This is a genomic window from Rhodococcoides fascians NBRC 12155 = LMG 3623 (assembly GCF_001894785.1).
Taxonomy (GTDB): domain Bacteria; phylum Actinomycetota; class Actinomycetes; order Mycobacteriales; family Mycobacteriaceae; genus Rhodococcoides; species Rhodococcoides fascians.
This window is the reverse complement of the sequence record NZ_BCWW01000021.1, coordinates 1-20,416: the sequence shown is the minus strand read 5'-3', so window position 1 is coordinate 20,416 and position 20,416 is coordinate 1. Positions and strand designations below refer to the sequence as shown.

Genomic DNA, 20,416 nt, shown 5'->3' with positions numbered 1-20,416 from the left:
AAGGTCACCACATCTGGCACTGGACCGACGGCGGACCCACCGACATGAACAACCTCGTCCTCCTGTGCGGATTCCACCACCGACTCATCCACCACAGCGACTGGGAAGTCTTCATCGGCACCGATCAGCACCCCTGGTTCGTACCCCCGGCAACCGTCGACCCCTACCGACAACCCAGACCATCCCACGCCCGAGCAGGCCCCCACATCGCATAACCACCTGAACGCACACCAGCCCCGCACCGAGAACACGGTGCGGGGCTGGAAGAGATTGTTCGACAGCTACTTCAGGAATCCCGAGATGCCGTCACTTCAATGCAGCAAGGTTCGCCACCGACTGCTTCACATCGGTATCGAGTGCACGGGCGACCACCGAACCCACCGGACCGAACAGCACGCCCCCACCGAATTTCGCGTCGAGTGTCAGCTCCGAACCGCCCTCGGCCTCACGCACGTGGACGGTCAGCGAGATCCTCACTCCACCTTTGCCGCGGCCCGACATCTCGATCAGCTTCGGCTCCTCGTACTCGGTGAACTCCCAGTTGATCGTGTTCTTGAAACCCTTCACCTTCACCAGCGACTCGACCTTCGTGCCCTTGCCGACCTTGTTCGGCGGCGGACTGCACCAACCACCGTGGATGGTCATCCACTCGTCGAACCGCTCGAGGGCGGAAGCCTTGTCCCACGCGCCCTGAGGGTTCTCGGGCATCTGTACCGAGACACTGATCGTTGCCATGCATTCGAGCCTGTCACAACTTGCTCGCAGGTTCAGACGGCGAGCACTAACCTGAGACGATGGCCACGCTCGAGATCGAAGGCCGAAAGGTCTCCGTCACCAACCTCGACAAGGTGCTGTTCCCAGAAACCAGCACCACCAAAAGCGACATCATCGAGTACTACGCTGCCATCGCCCCGGCGATGCTGCCGCACGTCGCAGGACGCGCCGTTACCCGAAAGCGGTGGCCGAACGGCGTCGAACAATCCTCGTTCTTCGAGAAGAATCTCGCCGCATCCGCACCCGACTGGCTCGACCGCCGATCCATGCAGCACTCCGACCGAGTCGTCACCTACCCGTTGTTCTCCACCGCAGCGGATCTGGTGTGGCTCGGGCAGCAGGCGGCCATCGAAGCGCACGTGCCGCAATGGCGTTTCGACGGCACCGAACCCGGCCCTGCCACCCGCATGGTCTTCGACCTAGATCCCGGCGACGACGTCGACCTCGCCCGATGCGCTGAGGTGGCCTGCGAGATCCGTGACCTCATTGCAGACATCGGCATGACCGCGTACCCGGTCACCAGCGGCAGCAAGGGAATTCACCTGTACGTACCGCTGGACAAACCGCTGTCGACGTCCGGCGCATCCACCGTCGCCAAACGCGTCGCCACCCTGCTCGAAGAACGGTCACCGGATCGGGTGACCGCCACGATGGCGAAAGCGAAGCGCACGGGTCGAGTGTTCGTCGATTGGAGTCAGAACAACGGAAAGAAGACAACCGTTGCGCCGTACTCACTTCGGGGCCGATCCCTACCGACCGTCGCGGCCCCCCGAACCTGGGAGGAGCTCGAATCGCCAGGGCTGCAACAACTTCGATTCGAGGAAGTTCTGGAACGGTTCCACGACACCGGAGACCTATTGGCCGATCTCGACCCGAAACCGGCAGCGGAAGAGCACGACACCTCCGACACGGACAAGCTCGGCAAGTACCGCAGCATGCGTAGCGCGGACCGAACTCCAGAGCCTATCCCGAAAACCGCCGAGCCCCAGGGTAACGACGATACGTTCGTGATTCAGGAACACCATGCGCGACGCCTGCACTACGACTTCAGGCTCGAACACGACGGTGTCCTGGTGTCGTGGGCCGTCCCCAAGAACATCCCGGTCGAGACCGGGCAGAACCGTCTCGCCGTCCACACCGAGGACCACCCGCTGGAATATGCGACGTTCTCCGGACGAATCCCCAAGGGCGAGTACGGCGGCGGTGACGTCTCGATCTGGGACCGCGGAACGTACGAGCTCGAGAAGTGGAGGGACGACGAAGTCATTGTCGTTCTGCACGGAGCCAAAGCGAGCGGCAGGTTCGCCCTCATCCGCACCAAGGGCAACCAATGGCTCATGCACCTGATGAAGGACCAACCCGGAGAGCACCCGATAAAAAAGGACAGCCCGCCGACGGACAAGCCGGTGCTGAAGAACATCTCACCGATGCTTGCAACCGCGGGCGACATACTCGATCTACCCGAGGACGAGTGGTCGTTCGAGGGTAAATGGGACGGCTTCCGCATCGTCGCGGAATTGACTCACGGTTCGATGACCCTGCGCACCCGAAGCGGAAACGACTACACCGAGAAGTTCGGAGCCATCGGGTCTCTCGCCGAGGACCTGGCCGATCACGACGCCGTCATCGACGGTGAAGTGGTCGTCTTCGACAGCGACGGCATCAGCAGCTTCGAGAAGCTGCAGAACGCCGCCCGCGACGACATCCGGTTCATCGCCTTCGACCTGCTCCATCTCGACGGCACTTCCCTCGTGCGCAAGAAGTACTCCGACCGGAGACGATTATTGGAATTGCTCACCACCGGCCTCGACTCGGTTCTGGTGCCGCCGTTGCTGACGGGTTCGGCTGCCGACGCCATCGCCGAGAGCCGGGAACGGGGGTGGGAGGGAGTCGTCGCCAAGCGCACCGATTCGATCTACCAGCCGGGCAAGCGCGCCCACACCTGGATCAAGTACAAGAACTGGCGCACGCAAGAAGTCGTGATCGGCGGTTGGCGACGCGGCCAAGGACGTCGCTCCGGCGGATTCGGCTCGCTGTTGATGGGAATCCCCGACGGCGACGGCCTTCGCTATGTCGGTCGCGTCGGCACCGGTTTCGACGATCGCGCGCTCTATTCACTGGCCGCAGCGCTGGCCCCGTTGGAAACGTCGGACAGTCCTTTCTCCACGCCGCTTCCCACTGCCGACAGGCGCGGTGCCGTATGGGTGGAGCCTGTTCTCGTCGGAGAAGTGCGGTTCTACGAGGCCACCGAATCCGGCCATCTGCGTCACCCGAGCTGGCGCGGACTGCGCCCGGACAAGACGCCGGCGGACGTCGTTCCCGAGTAGCCGACGCCAACTGCCCAGCAGCGGATTTGGCCGAGTCACAGAAACCGGCAGAAAGACCGTTCTTCGGTTGCCATAGAATCGCCGGGTGCGTACCGTTGCGCTCATCGTCGCCCGGGGGGCGTAACGAGTCACAGATCAATAGCTATATCGAGTTGCGGGCCAGCTCTACGGGGGCTTGCCGAATCGTCGAGACGCGCGCCGTTTCGATTCAGGCATGGAGGGGTTTACCAGATGCGGGTTCTCAAATTGGCAGGCGCTGTCAGCATAACGGCGGTTGCCGTTCTCTGTTCGACGCTTGTCGGCCCAGGTCAGGCCGCTGCGGCACCCTTGTTTCCGACGCCGATATCGGACGGTTTCTATGCTCCGCCCGCCGACCTCGCCGCTATGGCACCGGGGGACGTGATCTCCAGCCGGCCGATGCCGCCACCTCCCGGCTTCTTCGACGTCGACGTGTGGCAGCTGAAGTTCCGCTCCACGAATTCGGCGGGTAATCCCATCGCGGCGATCAACACCGTGCTGGTCCCCCGCAACAAAGCCCCCAACGGGCCGGTGCTGTCTTACCAACACATCATCAACGCACTCGGTCTCGAATGTGCACCGTCACAAGCGCTCTGGTCCAACGATCCCAATCTGGCGATCCGCGAGGCACCCGCGCTGAACGCCGTTCTGCAGCGTGGCTGGACGGTTGTCATCGCCGATCACCTCGGCCCCAACAGTGCCTACGGTGCAGCCAAGCTCGGCGGACAGATCGTGCTCGACAGCATCCGCGCCACCCAGCGTTTCGATCCGCTGCAGCTGCGGCAGAGCCCGGTTGCCTTGGCCGGATACTCCGGTGGCGGCATGGCGACGGCGTGGGCAGCAGCGTTGCAGAACGACTACGCGCCCGAGCTGAACATCGTCGGCAGCGCCGCGGGCGGTGCTCCGATGAACCTCGAGCGCATGGCTCGCGATCTCGGTTTCGCACCCCACCCGGTGTTCGGTCTCGCCTTCGCCGCTGCGCTCGGCCTCGAGCGCGAGTATCCCACTCGCATTCCGATCAGCTCCCAGTTGAACCCGTTGGGCAAGCAGATCGAAAGCGAGATCCAGAACGGGTGCACCAACGACATCATCGCCGCCGGAGCCGGTAAGAGCGCGATGGAGGTCGCGGGCACGTTGGACCTGATGAACAGCCCGGAGATGATCGCGGCCGTCAACGAGAACAGCGTCGAGATGTACCCCGGTGTGCCGAAAGCTCCGTACTTCGAGTGGCACAGTCCCACCGATGCGCTCATCCCGGTCAGCTCGATCGACAACACGATCGCCCGCTACTGCCGGGCCGGGGTCAACGTCACCGAGGTCCAGGTACCCAGCAACGATCACCTGACCGCTGCCGTACTCGGCCTGCCGCAAGCTCTGGAATGGATCGATCAGCGGTTCGCCGGAGTGCCCGCCGTTTCCAACTGCTGACCGTATTGTCCGACCCGGTGCGTGCTGGATGAGCACACGGGTCGGTTAGGCTAACCTCGCAAACACACGCGCGAGGAGTCCCCATGAAGAAGACCGTCCACGTAGTCGCCGCCGGTGCCGCAGTCATGGCACTGGCGGTCGGCTGTTCGTCGAGCGACGAACCCACTGCCTCAGGTAACTCCGAGAACGGTGCCAACTTTCCCGTCACCATCGAGCACCACTTCGGTGAGACGGTCATCGACGCCGCACCCTCCCGCGTCGTGACCATCGGATTCAACGAGCAGGACTTCGCGCTGGCGCTTGGAGTCAAGCCCGTCGCCACCCGGGGAAACCTCAGTTACGACTACCGCCAGCGCCCGTGGGCCCAGGAAGCATTGGGCGGCACCGAGATCCCCGAGGTCGGCAGCACCGACCTGAACCTCGAGCAGATTGCTGCGCAGTCACCCGACCTGATCCTCGGACCGTACTCGTTCATCGATCAAGGCCAATACGACCAACTTTCGGCGATGGCCCCGACGATCGCAGACATCGGTGGATACGACGACGTCCCCGCGGCCACGTGGCAGCAGGAATTCGCCGTGGTCGGCGAGGCACTGGGCAAGAAGCAGGAATCCGACGAGCGAACTGCCGAGCTCGAGCAGAAGTTCGAGACCACCCAGACCGACAACCCTCAGTTCGCCGGCAAGGCACTGACACTCGCGTTCGTCATGGACGACGGCAGCTACTTCGTTCTCGGTAAGGACGACATCCGAGCACTGTTCTTCACCGACCTCGGCTTCGAGATCCCCGACGCCAGCGAAACGGTCAGCCCCGAAAACCTCAGCCGACTCGACACCGACGTCCTCGTCATCGCCGGACAGAGCCGCGAACAACTGCAGGCAAACCCGCTGATCGCCGCACTCGACGTCGTGAAGCAGGACCGCACCGTCTACATCGGCTCGTTCAGCACCGACCTACCGTCGGCTCTCGGCTACTCGAGCCCACTGTCCCTCGACTACGCAATCGACGGATTCACCCCGATGCTGGCCGCCGCAACCGACAACGACCCGGCCACCGTGGTCCCAGATCCGATTTCATAGGTCACTCCGCAGGCTGCGCTCCCGGCCTTCCTAGGCCACTCCGCAGGCTGCGCTCCCGGCCTTCCTAGGCCACTCCGCAGGCTGCGCTCCCGGCCTTCCTAGGTCACTCCGCTGGCACAGTGTGCGCGAACTGTGTTCGATGCAGCTCCTCGTAGCGGCCGCCCGCTGCGAGGAGCTCGTCGTGTGTTCCGCGCTCGATGACCTGTCCGTTCTCGATCACCAAGATGGCGTCCGCTGCTCGGATGGTCGAGAGCCGGTGCGCGATCACCACCGACGTCTTGCCCTCGAGCGCCTCGGCCAGCGCTGCCTGCACGGCGGCCTCGGACGTCGAATCCAGTGAGGCCGTGGCCTCGTCGAGAATCACCACCCGCGGCTGAGCGATCAGCAGCCGGGCGATCGTCAGGCGTTGACGCTCCCCGCCGGACAGGCGGTAGCCGCGCTCGCCGACGATTGTCTCGAGCCCGTCGGGCAAGGAACGCACGAGATCGGCGAGCCTGGCCCGCGACAGTGCGTCCCACAGTTCGTCCTCGGTGGCGTCGGGCCGTGGCAGCAGCAGATTCGAGCGAATGCTCTCGTGGAACAGATGACCGTCCTGAGTCACCATTCCCACTGTGTTGCGGACGGATTCGGCGGTCAGGTCCCGCACGTCGACGTCGCCGAGCCGCACTGCGCCGCTGTCGACGTCGTACAACCGAGCGACCAGTTGCGCGATCGTGGACTTGCCCGCACCCGAGGTACCCACCAGGGCGACCATCTGACCGGGTTCGGCCCGGAACGACACACCGTGCAGAACCTCCTCGCCGCCACGGGAATCCAGAGTTGCGACCTCCTCCAGGGACGCGAGCGACACCTTGTCGGCCGACGGGTACGCGAACCTGACGTCGTCGAGTTCGACGGCCACCGGCCCCGGGGGCAGCACCGTCGCGTCCGGCTTGTCGGCGATCAGAGGAACGAGATCGAGCACCTCGAACACTCGCTCGAAACTGACCAGCGCGCTCATGACCTCGACACGGGCACTCGCCAGTGCGGTCAGCGGCGCGTAGAGCCTGGTCAGCAGAAGGGACAGTGCGACAACCGAACCCGGGTCCAGTCGACCACTGAGTGCGTAGAAGCCGCCGAGTCCGTAGACCACGGCGAGGGCAAGAGCCGACACCAGGGTGAGCGCCGTGACGAACACGGTCTGCACCATCGCGCTCCGAACCCCGATGTCGCGGACTCGGGCGGCTCGAACCGCGAACTCGACGGATTCCTGGTCGGGATGACCGAAAAGCTTGACCAGTGTCGCTCCCGGGGCCGAGAAGCGCTCGGTCATCTGGGTGCTCATCGCCGAATTATGAGCTGCCGCTTCGCGTTGCAGACGTGCGAGGCGTCGACCCATGCGGCGTGCCGGCAGCACGAACACCGGCAACAGGATCAGCGCGAGCAGAGTGATCTGCCAGGAGATTCCGATCATCACCACGAGCGTCAGAGCCAGCGTCACCACGTTGCTGACGACTCCGGACAACGTGGTGCTGAATGCGCGTTGGGCACCGATGACATCGTTGTTGAGGCGACTGACCAGAGCGCCGGTTCGGGTGCGGGTGAAGAAGGCGATCGGCATCCGCTGCACATGGTCGAACACCGCGGTGCGCAGATCCAGAATCAGACTCTCACCGATGTTGGACGAAAGCCACCGGTTGATCAGACCGAAGCCTGCGTCCACGATGGCGATCACCGCGATGGCCAGAGCCAACAGCACCACCACACGTAGCTCTCGCCCGTCGACGATCGCGTTGACCACCCGCCCGGCCAATACCGGAGTTGCCACCGCAAGCACCGCCAGCGCGACGCTGAGCACCAGGAAGCCGCCGAGGGCGCGTCGATGCGGTGCTGCGAACGACAGGATCCGGCGCGCAGTCTCCTTGGAGAACGAAGACTGCGCGCCGGAGCTGTTCATCGTGCGATACATCTGGTTCCACGCGGTCATCTCCATGCTCATGACACCAACGTAGAACCTCGACCGAACTCGAGGTCAAGCAGAGCCGGTGAAAGACCGGCTACCTCACGCTGCCGCGGCCGCCTCCGCCGGTTCCAGCGCGAGCGCCAGGATGTCGGCCACGTCGGTCATCGGCCGAACGTCCAACGCCTCCAGGACCTCCGCAGGGACGTCGTCCAGATCGGGTTCGTTGCGTGCCGGAATGAACACCGTCTTCAGCCCGGCGCGCTGAGCCGCCAGCAGCTTCTGCTTCACTCCACCGATCGGCAGCACACGTCCGTTGAGCGTCACCTCTCCGGTCATTCCCACATCCGACCGCACCGGACGCCCGGTGGCCATCGACACCAGGGCCGTCACCATCGTCACGCCCGCCGAAGGACCGTCCTTGGGCACTGCCCCGGCCGGAACGTGCACATGGATACTGCGATCCAGCGATTCGGCAGTGACGCCGAATCGAGCTGCGTGCGCTCGCACGTAGGACAGCGCGATTTGCGCCGACTCCTTCATCACGTCGCCGAGCTGGCCGGTGAGCGTGAGGCCCGCGTCGCCCTCGGTGGAGGCCGCCTCGATGAACAGTACGTCGCCGCCGAGCCCGGTCACTGCCAGACCCGTTGCGACACCGGGCACTTCGGTTCGCTCGTGCGCCTCGGGGGTGAAGCGCGGACGACCGAGGTAGGTCACCAGATCCGGCTCGTCGATCTCGAGCACGTCCGTGGTGCCCGCGAGTTTCGTCGCCACCTTACGTAGAGCCTTGGCCAGCAAGCGTTCGAGTTGCCGCACCCCGGGCTCACGGGTGTAGTCGGCAGCGATCTTGCGCAGTGCGGCGTCGGTGACGGTCACCTCGTCGGATGTGACTGCCGCCCTCTCCATCTGACGCGGAAGCAGGTAGTTCCGAGCGATGACGACCTTGTCGTCCTCGGTGTATCCATCGATGGTCACCAGCTCCATACGATCGAGCAGTGGTCCGGGAATCTGATCGATCACGTTGGCGGTGGCAAGGAACACGACGTCGGACAGGTCGAGATCCAGATCGAGATAATGGTCGCGGAACGTGTGGTTCTGCGCCGGGTCCAGTACCTCGAGCAGTGCGGCGCTGGGATCACCACGGTAGTCCGAACCGACCTTGTCGATCTCGTCCAGCAGCACAACAGGATTCATCGATCCCGCCTCGCCGATCGCCCGCACGATGCGGCCCGGCAATGCGCCGACGTAGGTGCGACGGTGTCCGCGGATCTCAGCCTCGTCGCGGACCCCACCGAGGGCAACACGGACGAAGGTACGACCGAGAGCGCGCGCCACCGATTCGCCCAACGAGGTCTTACCGACACCGGGAGGTCCGGCGAGCACCATGACGGCACCGGAGCCGCGTCCGCCGACGGACTGCATACCCCGCTCGGAGCGCCGTGCACGAACGGCCAGATATTCGACGATGCGGTCCTTCACGTCGTCGAGGCCGTGGTGGTCGGCATCGAGAACGGCTCGCGCCGAATCGATGTCGGTGTTGTCGGTCGTGGTGTTGTTCCACGGCAGGTCCAGCACGGTGTCGAGCCAGGTGCGGATCCACCCCGACTCGGGGCTCTGATCACTTGCCCGCTCCAACTTGCCCACTTCACGGAGCGCCTGTTCGCGCACCTTCTCGGGCAGGTCCGCAGCCTCGACACGGCCGCGGTAATCATCCGCACCGTCGGGTTCGTCCTCGCCCAGTTCTTTTCGGATAGCAGCGAGCTGCTGGCGCAGGAGGAACTCCTTCTGCGTCTTCTCCATGCCCTCTCGGACGTCGCCGGAAATCTTGTCGTTCACCTCGACCTCGGCCAAGTGAGCCTTGGTCCACTCGATCAGCGATGTCAGACGCGTTGCCACGTCAGGTGTTTCGAGCAGATCCCGCTTCTGCACGTCGGTCAAGTACGACGCGTAACCCGCGGTATCAGCGATCGCGCCGGGGTCGGTGAGCTTGTTGACCGAATCGATCACCTGCCACGCGTCGCGGCGCTGCAGCATCGCGACGACGAGTTGCTTGTATTCGGCTGCAAGCGCTTTGAGGTCGTCGTTCGGGGTTGTATCGGCGACGGGTTCGGCCTCGACCCACAGGGCCGCCCCGGGGCCACTGACCCCGTGGCCGATGTGAGCACGACGAGTTGCCTTGATGACGGCGGCCGGGCGACCGTCAGCCAACCGTCCCATCTGCACGATGGTGGCGAGAACGCCGTAAGCGGCGTACCGATCTTCGAGTCGGGGAGCGACGAGCAGCGTGCCGTCATTGCTTGCCTTCGCTGCGTCGACGGCGGCGCGTGCGGCCTCGTCGAGTTCGACGGGCACCACCATTCCGGGCAGGACGATCGGGTCGGTCAGGAACAGTACGGGGACACGAACGGTTTCGGTCACTTCTCCTCCAAAGGATTGAGCTATAGGGGCTCAACTTCGAAAGGAGTAGTGATGTTCCCTGACCGGTCGGTGTTCTCCGTGGGCAGAACACCGACCGTCCACGACGCTTTACTTCAGGGCGCTGACCAGCTTCTCCGCGAGGGGACGCGTCGATGCGGGGTTCTGGCCCGTGTAGAGGTTGCGGTCGACGACCACATTCGGCGACCAGGCGTCGGCGTTCTCGAACTTGGCACCGTTCTCACGCAGCCGGGTCTCGAGGAGCCATGGGGCCTTGTCGGCGAGCCCGGCCTGGGTCTCTTCCTCGTCGGTGAAGCCGGTGAGCTCGTACCCGTCGAAAGCCCAGGAGCCGTCGGTACGGACGGCAGGCAGCAGGGCCGCCGGTGCGTGGCACACCGCCGAGACCACCTTGTTCGCATCGAGGAAGTCGACCACGAGGGCACCGAAGCTCGTCGAGACGGCGAGATCCTCCATGGGCCCGTGGCCGCCGGGGACGAACACGACGTCGAAGTCGGAGGCCTTCTGGTCTTCCAGCTTCGCGGGCGAGGACAGGATCGACTCGATCGAGGCCAGGTAGCTCTTCTGGTCCGCCACCTTCTGCTCGTCGCCGCCGTTCGCGTCGACGGCCAGACTGCCCTCGTCGACGACCGGAGCCTTGCCACCCGGCGTCGCCACCGTGATGTCCCACCCGGCCTCTACGAATGTGCGATGGGACTCGACGAGCTCCTCGGCCCAGTACCCGGTGGGGTGCTTGCTTCCGTCGTTCAGGGTCCAATGGTCGGCAGCGGTTACCGCGAACAGCAAAGTAGTCATGGTCGAACAGCCTCTTTTCTCTATCGGGATCCGTTCGGGAATGCCACGAAACGCCGCAGTCGAAACGCACCGCCGAAACCGGCCGTGTATGGCACTCGTCTCGTCACGTACGCGAAGCGATCACGACCACCGCGTCGAATTCGTCCGATGCGCTCACCCGCGCGTGGAATCCGCAGTCGCGCACTGCCCGCAGAGTCGAATCAGCCAGTGCAGCACTGCTTTCGATCAGCAAGTGACCGCCGGGGGACAACCATGCAGGTGCCCCCTCGGCCACGAGACGGTGGAATCGGGCACCGTCTTCGCCGCCGTCGAGCGCGATCCGCGGCTCGTGCAATCGCGCTTCTCGCGGCATCAGTTCGATGTGGGCCGTCGGGACGTACGGCGCGTTGACCACTATCGCATCGAAGGATCCGAGCAACTCCGGCGGCAAGGCGTCGTACAGATCGCCGCGGTGCACCGTGCCCCCGACGGCAGCCAGGTTGCGCGTGGCGCATTCCACGGCCGCCGCGTCGAGATCGGCGGCATGTAATTCGGTGACGCCACCGACCGACAGTCCTACCGCACCTGATCCGCAGCACATGTCCAATAATCGCGACGGCTGGAGTGCTGCAGCGCAATTCACCAGGAATTCAGTTCTCCGACGGGGTACGAATACCCCCGGTTCGACGGCGACGCGTCGGCCACAGAACCACACCCAGCCGACGATGTGTTCGAGCGGTTCCCCTGCGACACGGCGAGCGAGCAGGGCGGCGAGATCGTCGCTGTCCGACGCAGATTCGATCAGAATGCCGGCTTCTTCTTCGGCGAACACGCAGCCGGCCCCGCGCAGACCGGACACGACCTCGTCGTACTCGGGTCTCACCATGGATGGAGCCTCCTCCAAGTGCCTGCGCCCAACTGCCCCGCGCTGAAATACTGTAGCCCGGCATGTGTCACAGGGAGTCGAATGAACTGGGAACCCGAGGTCCGACAGATGTGTCTGGCGTTGCCCGAGACCTACGAGGAGCAGGCGTGGGTCGGTACTCGATGGCGGGTACGCGGGCGCACCTTCGCCCACGTCCTCGACATTGTCGACGGCACTCCTCCGGCATTCGCAACAGCGGCGGGGACCGACGGACCGGCGCATGTCCTCGTATTCCGTTCCTCCGGAATAGAACTCGACGCATTGTCGAAGCGGGATGGCTTCTTCGCTCCCGGCTGGGGACCCGAGATCATCGGCATGCTGCTCGACGAGTCGGTGGATCGAACGGAACTCGGCGAGTTGATCACGGAGAGCTACTGCACCCGGGCCCCGAAGAAGCTCGTCGCACTCCTCCGACGTCCGGAGTGACGATTCTCGTTTGACGCTGCGGCCGCCCGAAGGACAGAGTGAGCACATGAGCCCACCCGAAAATCTGCTCGCCGATTGCGGCAGCTGCTTCGGACTCTGTTGCGTTGCTCTGCCCTTCGCCAAGTCGTCGGATTTCGCCGTCGACAAAGCCGCCGGGGAACCGTGCCGCAACCTTCAGCAGGACTCGCGCTGCGGCATCCACTCGTCGCTTCGGGAGAAGGGCTTTCCCGGATGCACGGTGTACGACTGTTTCGGTGCGGGGCAGAAAGTGTCGCAATCGACGTTCGCGGGACGGGACTGGCGAGAAACGCCGTCGAACTCGGCGGAGATGTTCGCGGTGTTCCCGATCATGCGGGATCTGCACGAGTTGCTCTGGTACCTGGCAGATGCACGTGGCCGGACATCGACCGCATCCCTGCACGGTCGGCTTGCCCACGAGTACGAGGAGCTGGACGCTCTCACGTCGGAGACTCCCGAGGTCCTGTTGTCGGTCGACGTCTTCGCAGTGCGCTCGCGGGTCAACGAGGTGCTGCTCGATGCCAGCGATCTGGTGCGCGCAGAGGTGTCGGGCAAGAAGAAGAACTATCGCGGTCGCGACATGATCGGAGCCAAGCTGGCCGGTGCGGATCTCCGCGGTGCGAGCTTGCGGGGTACGTACCTCATCGGGGCGAATCTGCGCGGTGCCGACCTGCGCTGGGCCGACCTGATCGGGGCCGATCTTCGCGGTGCCGATCTCCGCGGTGCGAATCTGCGCGAGACGATCTTCGCGACTCAATTCCAGATCAATGCGGCGCTCGGTGACAGATCGACACAGCTACCCGAGGCGTTGACCCGTCCCGGACATTGGACGTGACCGTTCAGCTCAGTGACCTGCCGGTGCGCTCGAGCGCTTCCTGAACGATCCTCACTGCCTTCGGTCCGACTCCGTGCAGTGACGCGAGCTCAGCAGCGGGCACCCCGGCCAGGTCGTCGAGACAGGTAAATCCCGCAGCTCGCAATGCCCGCATCGCGGGGTTTCCGATCCCCGTCGGAAAAACGGGTTCTGTTGTACTCACCGGCGCATTCTAAAACAGACCGGTAGCCTGTTGCCGTGCCCGAAACCAAGCAGAAACGCGTTGTCATCACCGGAGCGAATACCGGTATCGGCTACTACACAGCTTTGGAGCTGGCCAAGCGCGGCGATCACGTGACGCTTGCCTGCCGCAACCAGGACAAGGCCGACGCCGCAGCGGCGAAGATCCGCGCGGAGGCCCCGAACGGAACTATCGACACGGCCACCCTCGACCTGGCCGACCTCGGTTCGGTCCGCAAGTACGCCGAGTCGGCTCCCGAATCGATCGACATTCTGATCAACAATGCGGGCGTCATGATGCCGGCGAAGCGAACCGAAACGAAGGATGGGTTCGAGCTCCAGATCGGCACCAACCATCTCGGCCACTTCGCGCTGACCGGGTTGCTGTTCCCCAAGCTCGCCGCCGACGCGAAGATCACGACCGTCGCCTCGGTCGCGCACCGTCAGCGCCCCAAGCTCGACTTCGACGACCTCCAGCTCGAGCGTGGCTACAACGCGCAACGCGGATACGCGAACTCCAAGCTCGCCAACATCCTGTTCGCGCTGGAATTGCAGCGTCGGATCGACAAGGCCGGATCCAAGGTCACCAGCAATGCGGCACACCCCGGCATCTCGTCGACCGAGCTCTACTCGAGCCCGGATGGCCTGGGCAGCAACAAGATCCTGGCGACCCTGGCACCCATCGGACTGAAGTTCATCTCTCAGTCTGCCCGCGCCGGAGCGCTTCCCACACTCTATGCAGTCGACGTCGCAGGCGGCGGCACCTACAGCGGTCCCACATCGCTGTTCGAGTCCCGCGGTAAGCCGGGCCCGGCGAGTATGACCAAGATGGCTCAGGATCCCGCACTCGCAGCCCAGCTGTGGGACGCCAGCGAGAAACTCACCGGAGTCGGCTACCCGTTCTGAGACGGAATCCCGGCGAGATAGACCGATATCGGAAGCCGTAGTCCCGCAGCCCCTTTCGCGGTTCCACGGCCGAAAATCGCGTCGGCCATCAGCCCTTCGCACAGCGAGACCAAGCCGTCTCCGTGGGCTGGCTCGTCGAACAGTTCTCTGGCCCGTTCGAGTGAGAAGAACGAACGGGCCAAGTCGGCCCTGATGTCGGCCGGGACCGCAGGATCGAGCATCAGCGCGTAGCGGGCCCGTAGCTCGACCATGCGATGGGTGATCGCATGGTCGAGATAGCGTGCGATCACCGTCGCAACATCGGTTTCGGTTCCGACGATCCCCAGAAAGGATGCCCGCGAGAGCTCGATCAGGCGGGTAGCCACGGCGGCGAGCAGATCGGCCTTGGTGCGGAAGTAGTACGACGTGGAGCCTGCCGGAAAGTCCAGCGCCGAATCGATCGACCGGTGCGTCAACACGCGCAAGCCGTCTCGGGCGATGACACCCAGTGCGGCGTCGGCGATGGCGGTGCGGCGGTCCACAGCGGTGACCCTACACACGGACTCTACAAATGTAGAGTCACGGGGCGTACGGTTCGTGGCATGAGGCCGACCGCATCGCGACACGTCTTCGACGCTGCCTTCACGCTCGACGACGCCCAGGCCGCAGCGGCAGACATGCTGTCGACACCCGGCGACAGAGGTGTCTACCTATGGGGTCCGGTTGGGCGTGGCAAGACCTGGCTGCTGGACAGCTACTTCGCCGCGGCCGACACCTCTGCGAAGAAGCGCGTGCACTTCCACAGCTTCTTCCGCGATCTCCACGCGGCGTACTTTCGCCACGGGTTTTCCATCGACGCAGCCATCGACGATGTCCTGTCGACAGGATCTGCTCCGGCGGCACTGCTGTGCTTCGACGAATTTCACGTCCACGACATCGGAGATGCCCGCCTCATCACGCGGATGCTCGACGCACTCTTTGCGCGTGGCGTCGTCCTGGTCGTCACCTCGAACTACGCGCCCGACGAATTGCTGCCGAATCCGCTGTTCCACCCGGCGTTCGTCCCGACCATCGAGAAGCTGAAGAAGTGCCTCGAGGTGGTCTGCGTCGACGGCCCCGTCGACTACCGCGCCGCCGGCGCCAGTGGGTCGCGCTTCGCCTCGGGGACATGGACCTTGGAGCCCGTCTCGGGTGGTCGGACGTTTGCCGAGCTGTGTTGTGCTGCCCGCTCGACGGGCGATTACCTCGAGATGGTCCAGAAAGCACCGCAGCTGACGATCACCGACATTCCGGCTCTCGCGAGCGTGGACGACTTCGCGGCTCAGCGCTTCGCGAATCTCGTAGATGTCCTGTACGACCGCGATGTGCGTACCGAATTCCACAGCGCGGTGCCGCTGACCGAATTCGCCGTCGGATGCACCGGACTCGACACCGACAGATTGATCAGTCGACTGAGCGAACTGGGCTCTCGGTCACGCGAGTGCGCGGCGGACAGAGTCAGGATCCCCGGCTCGCAGTAGCTCTTCACCGCGAGCGAGGAGAACGACCTCGTTACCGTCGAGCGCGAGCCCACGGCACGCCAGGCCGGCTCCTTCCCACAGCAGAACGAGCTCGAGAATCAGCCGCGCGAGAGTGGCGTCGGGATTGCGGCCGATGCTCCACGACCAGTTACTGACTCGGATTCCGGCGTCTCGGGCGAGTGCCTCACCCAGCCGAGATCCGGTCACCCACGGATACATGTCGTCCAGGACCGGCGTGAAGGCGGAGGTGAGCAGTGCCGCAGCAAGATCACGACGGTCTCGCCCCAGCAGCGCTCGAAGTTCGGCGGACAGTTCGGTCTTGGATGCCGGCATCTCCGAATCCTAGACGCGCGCTCGATTCGAACTGCGGCACGTCGGTGCATCCAACGAACTCGAATACGGGCCTACGGTCGCGCAGCACGCAGTTTGGTCATCACAGCTTCGTGCTCCTGGGGAGCAAGGGGGTAGGGGACTCTGTCACCGGTGTCGTTGAAACCCATGCGACAAACCCACGCAACACAAAGGGAGACACCCACTACTGACGGCGGTCGGGGGCGACAGCAGTAGCGGGTGTCTCATTGACCATTCGGGGCCCGTCGCCGGGTGGATGGGTAGCGGATGGGAAATTCTTTCGAAGTTTTTTCACCGACCGAGGCATAGCCTGTGACCATGCCTTTCACAGCAGCGAACCACTACAACTTCAGCGGTGACGACCTCACCGGAACCGTCGACGCCCATCGCTCCGCCGGAGTGTGGGCGGCGCAGCTCGTCCTCAGTGGAGAAACGCTGGAATCCACCGACGTCACCCGATCCGATCTGGGATTCGAGGTGCGGACCGTCGTCGAGACCCTCTCGGACGGTAATCGGACCCACCTGCTCGTCGTTCTGCCCCGCGTCAATATCGATACGGACGACGGCCAGGACGTCACGTTCACCTCCTACGCAGTGCTGTACACCGTGCACGGCGGAACCACCGAGCAGCACGGCCCTACCGAGTCGTACGACGTGCGGTTGCTCACCGGAACCGCGTCGCTCGTGCAGTGACCGCCGCGGAAATAACCCGGACCGCACCCCGGTTGTACGGCATAGTCAATGCAAACGCATGAACTTGTCGTTCGGGTAGGAGCACGCATGCAGTTCGGAATCTTCACCGTCGGAGATGTCACCACCGACCCCACCACCGGGACGACGCCCTCCGAGCACGAGCGCATTCGATCGATTGTCACCATCGCCAAGCATGCCGAGGACGTTGGTCTGGATGTTTTCGCGACCGGCGAGCATCACAATCCGCCGTTCGTACCCTCGTCACCGACGACCATGCTCGGCTACATCGCGGCCACCACCGAGAAGTTGATCCTGTCGACGTCGACGACGCTGATCACGACGAACGACCCGGTCAAGATCGCCGAGGACTACGCGATGCTCCAGCATCTGTCCGAGGGACGCGTCGACCTCATCATGGGTCGCGGCAACACCGGCCCGGTCTACCCGTGGTTCGGACAGGACATCCGTCAGGGCATCCCATTGGCTCTGGAGAACTACCAGCTGCTGCGACGCCTGTGGACCGAGGACGTCGTCACGTGGAAGGGAAACTTCCGGACGCCACTCGACCGGTTCACGTCCACTCCTCGTCCGCTCGACGACATCGCGCCGTTCGTCTGGCACGGGTCGATCCGCAGCCCGGAGATCGCAGAAATCGCCGCCTACCACGGTGACGGCTTCTTCGCGAACAACATCTTCTGGCCGAAAGAGCACTACATCCAGCTCATCGATCTCTACCGGGAGCGCTACGAGCACTACGGCCACGGGCGCGCCGACCAGGCCATCGTCGGTCTCGGCGGTCAGGTGTTCATGCGCAAGAACAGCCAGGACGCGGTGAACGAATTCCGGCCGTACTTCGACAACGCACCCGTCTACGGCCACGGCCCCACGATGGAGGAGTTCACCGAGCAGACTCCGCTGACCGTCGGATCTCCGCAGCAGGTCATCGAGAAGACGCTCGCATTCGCAGACTACTTCGGCGATTACCAGCGTCAGCTGTTCCTGATGGACCACGCCGGCCTGCCGCTGAAGACAGTGCTCGAGCAACTCGACATTCTCGGCGAGGACGTCGTACCGGTATTGCGCAAGGAATTCGCTGCCCGACGCCCGGCCGGCGTTCCGGAGAATCCTCCGACCCACGCCTCGATGCTGGCAGAGAAGGCCGCGGCCGCTGCGAAGGAACCAGCAGTTGCCGTCTGACACGGAGGTGGCGGTGAACGCCTGGGAGTCGCTGTTTCGCTCCCAGGTTTCCCTGATGCGCCGGTTCGCCGCCGACGACATCTGGGATCCGATCGGCATGCGCGAATACGACGTGCTGTTCACCCTGAGCACCAGCCCGGACCGCAGACTCCGACTGCGTCGACTCAACGACGAGATCCTGCTCAGCCAACCGTCGCTGAGCCGGATGTGCGACCGACTCGAGGCGATGGGTTACGTTGTCCGAGAGCATGATCCGTCGGACAAACGCGGGACCGTGATCTGCCTGACGGACGCGGGATCAGACCTGCAGGCCTCGATCGGACGCAAACACGCCGCCCGCATCAGGCGCTACGTCGGCGATGCATTGGACACCGACGAACTCAGGACACTCGACAGTCTGTGCACCAAGCTCAGACTCGCCCAGACCGACATCCGGGAGCACTGATGATCCAGGTCCTCACCCCACGCGAGGTTCCACTCGGCGGCCCTCGTGCCATGAAGGTGCGCCGCACCCTGCCGCACAAGGACCGATCCCTCATCGGCGCATGGTGTTTCGCAGACCACTACGGGCCCGAGCACTCGCGCATGGACGTCGCACCGCACCCGCACACCGGCCTACAGACCGTCAGCTGGCTGTTCTCCGGTGAGATCGAGCATCGCGACAGCGTCGGATCTCATGCGATGGTGCGGCCCGGGGAGCTCAACCTGATGACGGCCGGGCAGGGCATCAGCCACTCCGAGGTGTCGACACCCGACACCGACATCCTGCACGGGATGCAGCTGTGGGTGGCACTGCCCGCCGTATCCCGTTTCGTGGCACCGACTTTCGAGCACTACGTTCCCGATTCGATCTCCCGGCCCGGCCTGACCGCTCGGGTGTTTCTCGGATCGCTTCTGGGCGAGACCTCGCCGGTGTCGACGTACACGCCACTGCTCGGAGCGGAGATCGTGCTCGACGCCGGGGCGCGGGTCAGCGTCGAGATCGACGAGTCCTACGAACACGGAGTTGTCGTCGACCACGGAGCGGTGACGCTGAACGAGACCGATCTGGCCGCAGCCGAACTCGGCTACCTCGAACCCGGGCACCGGTCGATGCAGCTCCACAATCCCGCCCGCGAACCGGTTCGATTCCTCCTGTTGGGCGGTCCGCCGTTCGGTGAACAGATAGTCATGTGGTGGAACTTCGTCGGCCGCAGCCACGAGGACGTGGTGGAGTATCGGGCCGCGTACGAGGCCGAGAACGGTCAGTTCGGCACCGTGGAGGGCTACCCCGGGCCCAGGTTGCACGCACCGGAACTACCCAACGCGCGGATGAGACCCCGCGGCTGATCCGGAACGTGCGCGCGGCTCGGCCGTCAGAACAGGGTGGCGATCTCCGGTTCGGACGGGCGCGGCGCAGCGGGAACGGATGCCTTCTGTGCAACGGGTCCGCTGCGGGCCTCGGTCGGTGCAGGCACCGCGTTCGCTCCGGCTGCCGCGATGGCACGGGCGGCTTCGCCCGCCAGCGCGTCGGCTGCTTCGTTGAAGTGATTGCCGACGTGGCCGCGAACCCACCGGAATCGCACCGGCCCTTCGCGTTCGGCGATGGCTCGCTCGATGCTCTGCACCAGATCTAGGTTGCGCACGGGAGTGCCGCCCGCGGTCTTCCACCCCTTGCGCTTCCAGCCCGCCAGCCACTCCGACGCGCACTTGATGGCGTACTGAGAGTCCGATTCGATCAGCAACGGCTCCGGGCCGGGGTGGGCCAACACTGCCTCGAGCAGGGCGCGGAGCTCGGCTACCTGGTTGGTGCCCGAGGGCTCGCCGCCGGAGTTGCTCGGACCCGTGTGATTGACCCACGCCCACCCGATTGCTCCGCCGGGGTTACGCAGACAAGAGCCGTCCGTACTCACGATGATCACGGACAGGACCCTACTTCGGGCCACCGACAAACCCCGGCTGACTCGCCCCGGCAGCCGGGAGAGACTTCTCCCAAGCTGGGCATCGGTGACACTGTGCTGCTGGGCATCGGTGACACTGTGCAGCGAAACATCGAACCTCAATTCCCGCGGGCGATCCATTCTTCCAGGTGCGGGGACTCGTCCCCGATACTCGTTCCGTCTCCGTGCCCGGTGTTGACCCGGGTCTCGACGGGCAACGCGAACAACCGATCCCGAATCGAGCCGATGATCGTCGGGAAATCCGAATACGACCGCCCCGTCGCCCCTGGCCCACCGGAGAACAACGTGTCCCCCGAGAACAACTGACCGGCCTCGGGCAGATACAGACAACTCGACCCCGGCGAATGACCGGGAGTATGCAACGCCACGATCTCCGTCCCCGCGACGGTGATCCGCTGACCGTCCTCGAGCACCGAATGCCCGATGCCCGGATGCGTCTGCTCCCACAACACATCATCGGCCGGATGCAACAGAATCGGCGCATCCAACTCCCCCGACAACCGCGGCGCAACCGTCACATGATCGTTGTGACCATGCGTACACACGATCGCCCGCACCTGCCGGCCCGCGACCGCATCGACGATCGGACCGGCCGTATGCGCAGCATCGACGATCACCACCTCGTCGTCGTCCCC

General features: G+C 64.5%; 22 protein-coding genes. 12 read left to right on the top strand and 10 right to left on the bottom strand.

What is annotated here, in order from left to right:
- Nucleotides 1–215: HNH endonuclease signature motif containing protein (locus RFA01S_RS26515; protein WP_139278561.1), on the top strand; the 215-nt coding region annotated here is incomplete at its 5' end.
- 91 nt (nucleotides 216–306) lie between these two features.
- Here RFA01S_RS26515 and RFA01S_RS26510 read toward each other — a convergent pair.
- Nucleotides 307–735 carry a type II toxin-antitoxin system Rv0910 family toxin gene (locus tag RFA01S_RS26510; RefSeq protein ID WP_032372543.1) on the bottom strand — a complete coding sequence of 143 codons (429 nt, stop codon included), beginning with the start codon at nucleotides 733–735 and terminating at the stop codon, nucleotides 307–309.
- A gap of 59 nt (nucleotides 736–794) precedes the next feature.
- Between RFA01S_RS26510 and RFA01S_RS26505 the strand changes: the two genes are divergently transcribed.
- The 3 genes from RFA01S_RS26505 (at nucleotide 795) to RFA01S_RS26495 (ending at nucleotide 5,626) form a co-directional block, all read left to right on the top strand.
- Nucleotides 795–3,101, top strand: coding sequence for an ATP-dependent DNA ligase (locus tag RFA01S_RS26505; protein ID WP_032408316.1), 2,307 nt, complete (start codon nucleotides 795–797; stop codon nucleotides 3,099–3,101).
- A 231-nt stretch (nucleotides 3,102–3,332) separates the two neighbouring features.
- Nucleotides 3,333–4,547 (top strand): lipase family protein, encoded by a 1,215-nt coding sequence (locus RFA01S_RS26500; RefSeq protein WP_027495232.1) that lies wholly within the window; start codon nucleotides 3,333–3,335, stop codon nucleotides 4,545–4,547.
- Nucleotides 4,548–4,630: 83 nt separating this feature from the next.
- Nucleotides 4,631–5,626: an iron-siderophore ABC transporter substrate-binding protein gene (locus RFA01S_RS26495; RefSeq protein WP_032408317.1), complete on the top strand. Its 996-nt coding sequence runs from the start codon at nucleotides 4,631–4,633 to the stop codon at nucleotides 5,624–5,626.
- Between the two features lie 103 nt (nucleotides 5,627–5,729).
- Here RFA01S_RS26495 and RFA01S_RS26490 read toward each other — a convergent pair whose 3' ends face one another.
- From RFA01S_RS26490 to RFA01S_RS26475, 4 genes are all read right to left on the bottom strand, one after another.
- Nucleotides 5,730–7,604: an ABC transporter ATP-binding protein gene (locus tag RFA01S_RS26490; RefSeq protein WP_032408318.1), complete on the bottom strand. Its 1,875-nt coding sequence runs from the start codon at nucleotides 7,602–7,604 to the stop codon at nucleotides 5,730–5,732.
- Between the two features lie 63 nt (nucleotides 7,605–7,667).
- A complete protein-coding gene (gene lon, locus RFA01S_RS26485) occupies nucleotides 7,668–9,923 on the bottom strand; it encodes an endopeptidase La (protein WP_230597430.1) in 2,256 nt (751 codons plus the stop codon).
- Between the two features lie 168 nt (nucleotides 9,924–10,091).
- Nucleotides 10,092–10,793, bottom strand: coding sequence for a type 1 glutamine amidotransferase domain-containing protein (locus RFA01S_RS26480; protein WP_032389339.1), 702 nt, complete (start codon nucleotides 10,791–10,793; stop codon nucleotides 10,092–10,094).
- Between the two features lie 103 nt (nucleotides 10,794–10,896).
- Nucleotides 10,897–11,658, bottom strand: coding sequence for a putative protein N(5)-glutamine methyltransferase (locus tag RFA01S_RS26475; protein WP_032389340.1), 762 nt, complete (start codon nucleotides 11,656–11,658; stop codon nucleotides 10,897–10,899).
- A gap of 81 nt (nucleotides 11,659–11,739) precedes the next feature.
- Here RFA01S_RS26475 and RFA01S_RS26470 point away from each other — a divergent pair, with 81 nt between their 5' ends.
- Nucleotides 11,740–12,123 (top strand): MmcQ/YjbR family DNA-binding protein, encoded by a 384-nt coding sequence (locus RFA01S_RS26470; protein WP_032389341.1) that lies wholly within the window; start codon nucleotides 11,740–11,742, stop codon nucleotides 12,121–12,123.
- A 46-nt stretch (nucleotides 12,124–12,169) separates the two neighbouring features.
- Nucleotides 12,170–12,976, top strand: coding sequence for a pentapeptide repeat-containing protein (locus RFA01S_RS26465; protein WP_032389342.1), 807 nt, complete (start codon nucleotides 12,170–12,172; stop codon nucleotides 12,974–12,976).
- A gap of 4 nt (nucleotides 12,977–12,980) precedes the next feature.
- Here RFA01S_RS26465 and RFA01S_RS27595 read toward each other — a convergent pair whose 3' ends face one another.
- Complete coding sequence (locus RFA01S_RS27595; RefSeq protein WP_032389343.1) at nucleotides 12,981–13,178, bottom strand: helix-hairpin-helix domain-containing protein; 198 nt, start codon at nucleotides 13,176–13,178, stop codon at nucleotides 12,981–12,983.
- A gap of 35 nt (nucleotides 13,179–13,213) precedes the next feature.
- Here RFA01S_RS27595 and RFA01S_RS26455 point away from each other — a divergent pair, with 35 nt between their 5' ends.
- Entirely contained in the window at nucleotides 13,214–14,101 is an 888-nt protein-coding gene (locus RFA01S_RS26455) for an oxidoreductase (protein WP_032408319.1), read from the top strand.
- Here the strand turns inward: RFA01S_RS26455 and RFA01S_RS26450 are convergent.
- Nucleotides 14,089–14,622, bottom strand: coding sequence for a TetR/AcrR family transcriptional regulator (locus RFA01S_RS26450; RefSeq protein WP_027495222.1), 534 nt, complete (start codon nucleotides 14,620–14,622; stop codon nucleotides 14,089–14,091). The genes RFA01S_RS26455 and RFA01S_RS26450 overlap by 13 nt on opposite strands.
- 60 nt (nucleotides 14,623–14,682) lie before the next feature.
- Here RFA01S_RS26450 and zapE point away from each other — a divergent pair, with 60 nt between their 5' ends.
- Nucleotides 14,683–15,600 (top strand): cell division protein ZapE, encoded by a 918-nt coding sequence (gene zapE / locus RFA01S_RS26445; protein ID WP_052060896.1) that lies wholly within the window; start codon nucleotides 14,683–14,685, stop codon nucleotides 15,598–15,600.
- Here the strand turns inward: zapE and RFA01S_RS26440 are convergent.
- Nucleotides 15,553–15,933, bottom strand: coding sequence for a hypothetical protein (locus RFA01S_RS26440; protein ID WP_032369575.1), 381 nt, complete (start codon nucleotides 15,931–15,933; stop codon nucleotides 15,553–15,555). The two genes, zapE and RFA01S_RS26440, sit on opposite strands and share 48 nt — an antisense overlap.
- 336 nt (nucleotides 15,934–16,269) lie before the next feature.
- Between RFA01S_RS26440 and RFA01S_RS26435 the strand changes: the two genes are divergently transcribed.
- The 4 genes from RFA01S_RS26435 to RFA01S_RS26420 all read left to right on the top strand — a co-directional run bounded on the left by RFA01S_RS26435 (nucleotide 16,270) and on the right by RFA01S_RS26420 (nucleotide 19,170).
- Nucleotides 16,270–16,644, top strand: coding sequence for a hypothetical protein (locus tag RFA01S_RS26435; protein WP_139278559.1), 375 nt, complete (start codon nucleotides 16,270–16,272; stop codon nucleotides 16,642–16,644).
- 87 nt (nucleotides 16,645–16,731) lie between these two features.
- A complete protein-coding gene (locus RFA01S_RS26430) occupies nucleotides 16,732–17,841 on the top strand; it encodes an LLM class flavin-dependent oxidoreductase (protein WP_032408321.1) in 1,110 nt (369 codons plus the stop codon).
- On the top strand, nucleotides 17,831–18,286 hold the full coding sequence (locus RFA01S_RS26425; RefSeq protein WP_032369579.1) for a MarR family winged helix-turn-helix transcriptional regulator: 456 nt from the start codon (nucleotides 17,831–17,833) through the stop codon (nucleotides 18,284–18,286). Before RFA01S_RS26430 ends, RFA01S_RS26425 begins: the two co-directional genes overlap by 11 nt.
- Nucleotides 18,286–19,170, top strand: coding sequence for a pirin family protein (locus tag RFA01S_RS26420; protein WP_139278558.1), 885 nt, complete (start codon nucleotides 18,286–18,288; stop codon nucleotides 19,168–19,170). Before RFA01S_RS26425 ends, RFA01S_RS26420 begins: the two co-directional genes overlap by 1 nt.
- Nucleotides 19,171–19,196: 26 nt before the next feature.
- On the opposite strand, the gene RFA01S_RS26415 is transcribed toward RFA01S_RS26420, so the two are convergent.
- Together RFA01S_RS26415 and RFA01S_RS26410 are read right to left on the bottom strand one after the other, a co-directional pair.
- On the bottom strand, nucleotides 19,197–19,742 hold the full coding sequence (locus tag RFA01S_RS26415; RefSeq protein ID WP_032408322.1) for a ribonuclease H family protein: 546 nt from the start codon (nucleotides 19,740–19,742) through the stop codon (nucleotides 19,197–19,199).
- Nucleotides 19,743–19,879: 137 nt separating this feature from the next.
- The coding region (locus tag RFA01S_RS26410; protein WP_072692259.1) for an MBL fold metallo-hydrolase at nucleotides 19,880–20,416 on the bottom strand (537 nt) is incomplete at its 5' end.

Coding starts and splice junctions, on each gene's coding strand:
- RFA01S_RS26510 (WP_032372543.1), bottom strand. CDS start 735: ATGGCAACGATCAGTGTCTCGGTACAGATGCCCGAGAACCCTCAGGGC.
- RFA01S_RS26505 (WP_032408316.1), top strand. CDS start 795: ATGGCCACGCTCGAGATCGAAGGCCGAAAGGTCTCCGTCACCAACCTC.
- RFA01S_RS26500 (WP_027495232.1), top strand. CDS start 3,333: ATGCGGGTTCTCAAATTGGCAGGCGCTGTCAGCATAACGGCGGTTGCC.
- RFA01S_RS26495 (WP_032408317.1), top strand. CDS start 4,631: ATGAAGAAGACCGTCCACGTAGTCGCCGCCGGTGCCGCAGTCATGGCA.
- RFA01S_RS26490 (WP_032408318.1), bottom strand. CDS start 7,604: ATGAGCATGGAGATGACCGCGTGGAACCAGATGTATCGCACGATGAAC.
- lon (WP_230597430.1), bottom strand. CDS start 9,923: ATGGTGGTGCCCGTCGAACTCGACGAGGCCGCACGCGCCGCCGTCGAC.
- RFA01S_RS26480 (WP_032389339.1), bottom strand. CDS start 10,793: ATGACTACTTTGCTGTTCGCGGTAACCGCTGCCGACCATTGGACCCTG.
- RFA01S_RS26475 (WP_032389340.1), bottom strand. CDS start 11,658: ATGGTGAGACCCGAGTACGACGAGGTCGTGTCCGGTCTGCGCGGGGCC.
- RFA01S_RS26470 (WP_032389341.1), top strand. CDS start 11,740: ATGAACTGGGAACCCGAGGTCCGACAGATGTGTCTGGCGTTGCCCGAG.
- RFA01S_RS26465 (WP_032389342.1), top strand. CDS start 12,170: ATGAGCCCACCCGAAAATCTGCTCGCCGATTGCGGCAGCTGCTTCGGA.
- zapE (WP_052060896.1), top strand. CDS start 14,683: ATGAGGCCGACCGCATCGCGACACGTCTTCGACGCTGCCTTCACGCTC.
- RFA01S_RS26440 (WP_032369575.1), bottom strand. CDS start 15,933: ATGCCGGCATCCAAGACCGAACTGTCCGCCGAACTTCGAGCGCTGCTG.
- RFA01S_RS26435 (WP_139278559.1), top strand. CDS start 16,270: ATGCCTTTCACAGCAGCGAACCACTACAACTTCAGCGGTGACGACCTC.
- RFA01S_RS26430 (WP_032408321.1), top strand. CDS start 16,732: ATGCAGTTCGGAATCTTCACCGTCGGAGATGTCACCACCGACCCCACC.
- RFA01S_RS26420 (WP_139278558.1), top strand. CDS start 18,286: ATGATCCAGGTCCTCACCCCACGCGAGGTTCCACTCGGCGGCCCTCGT.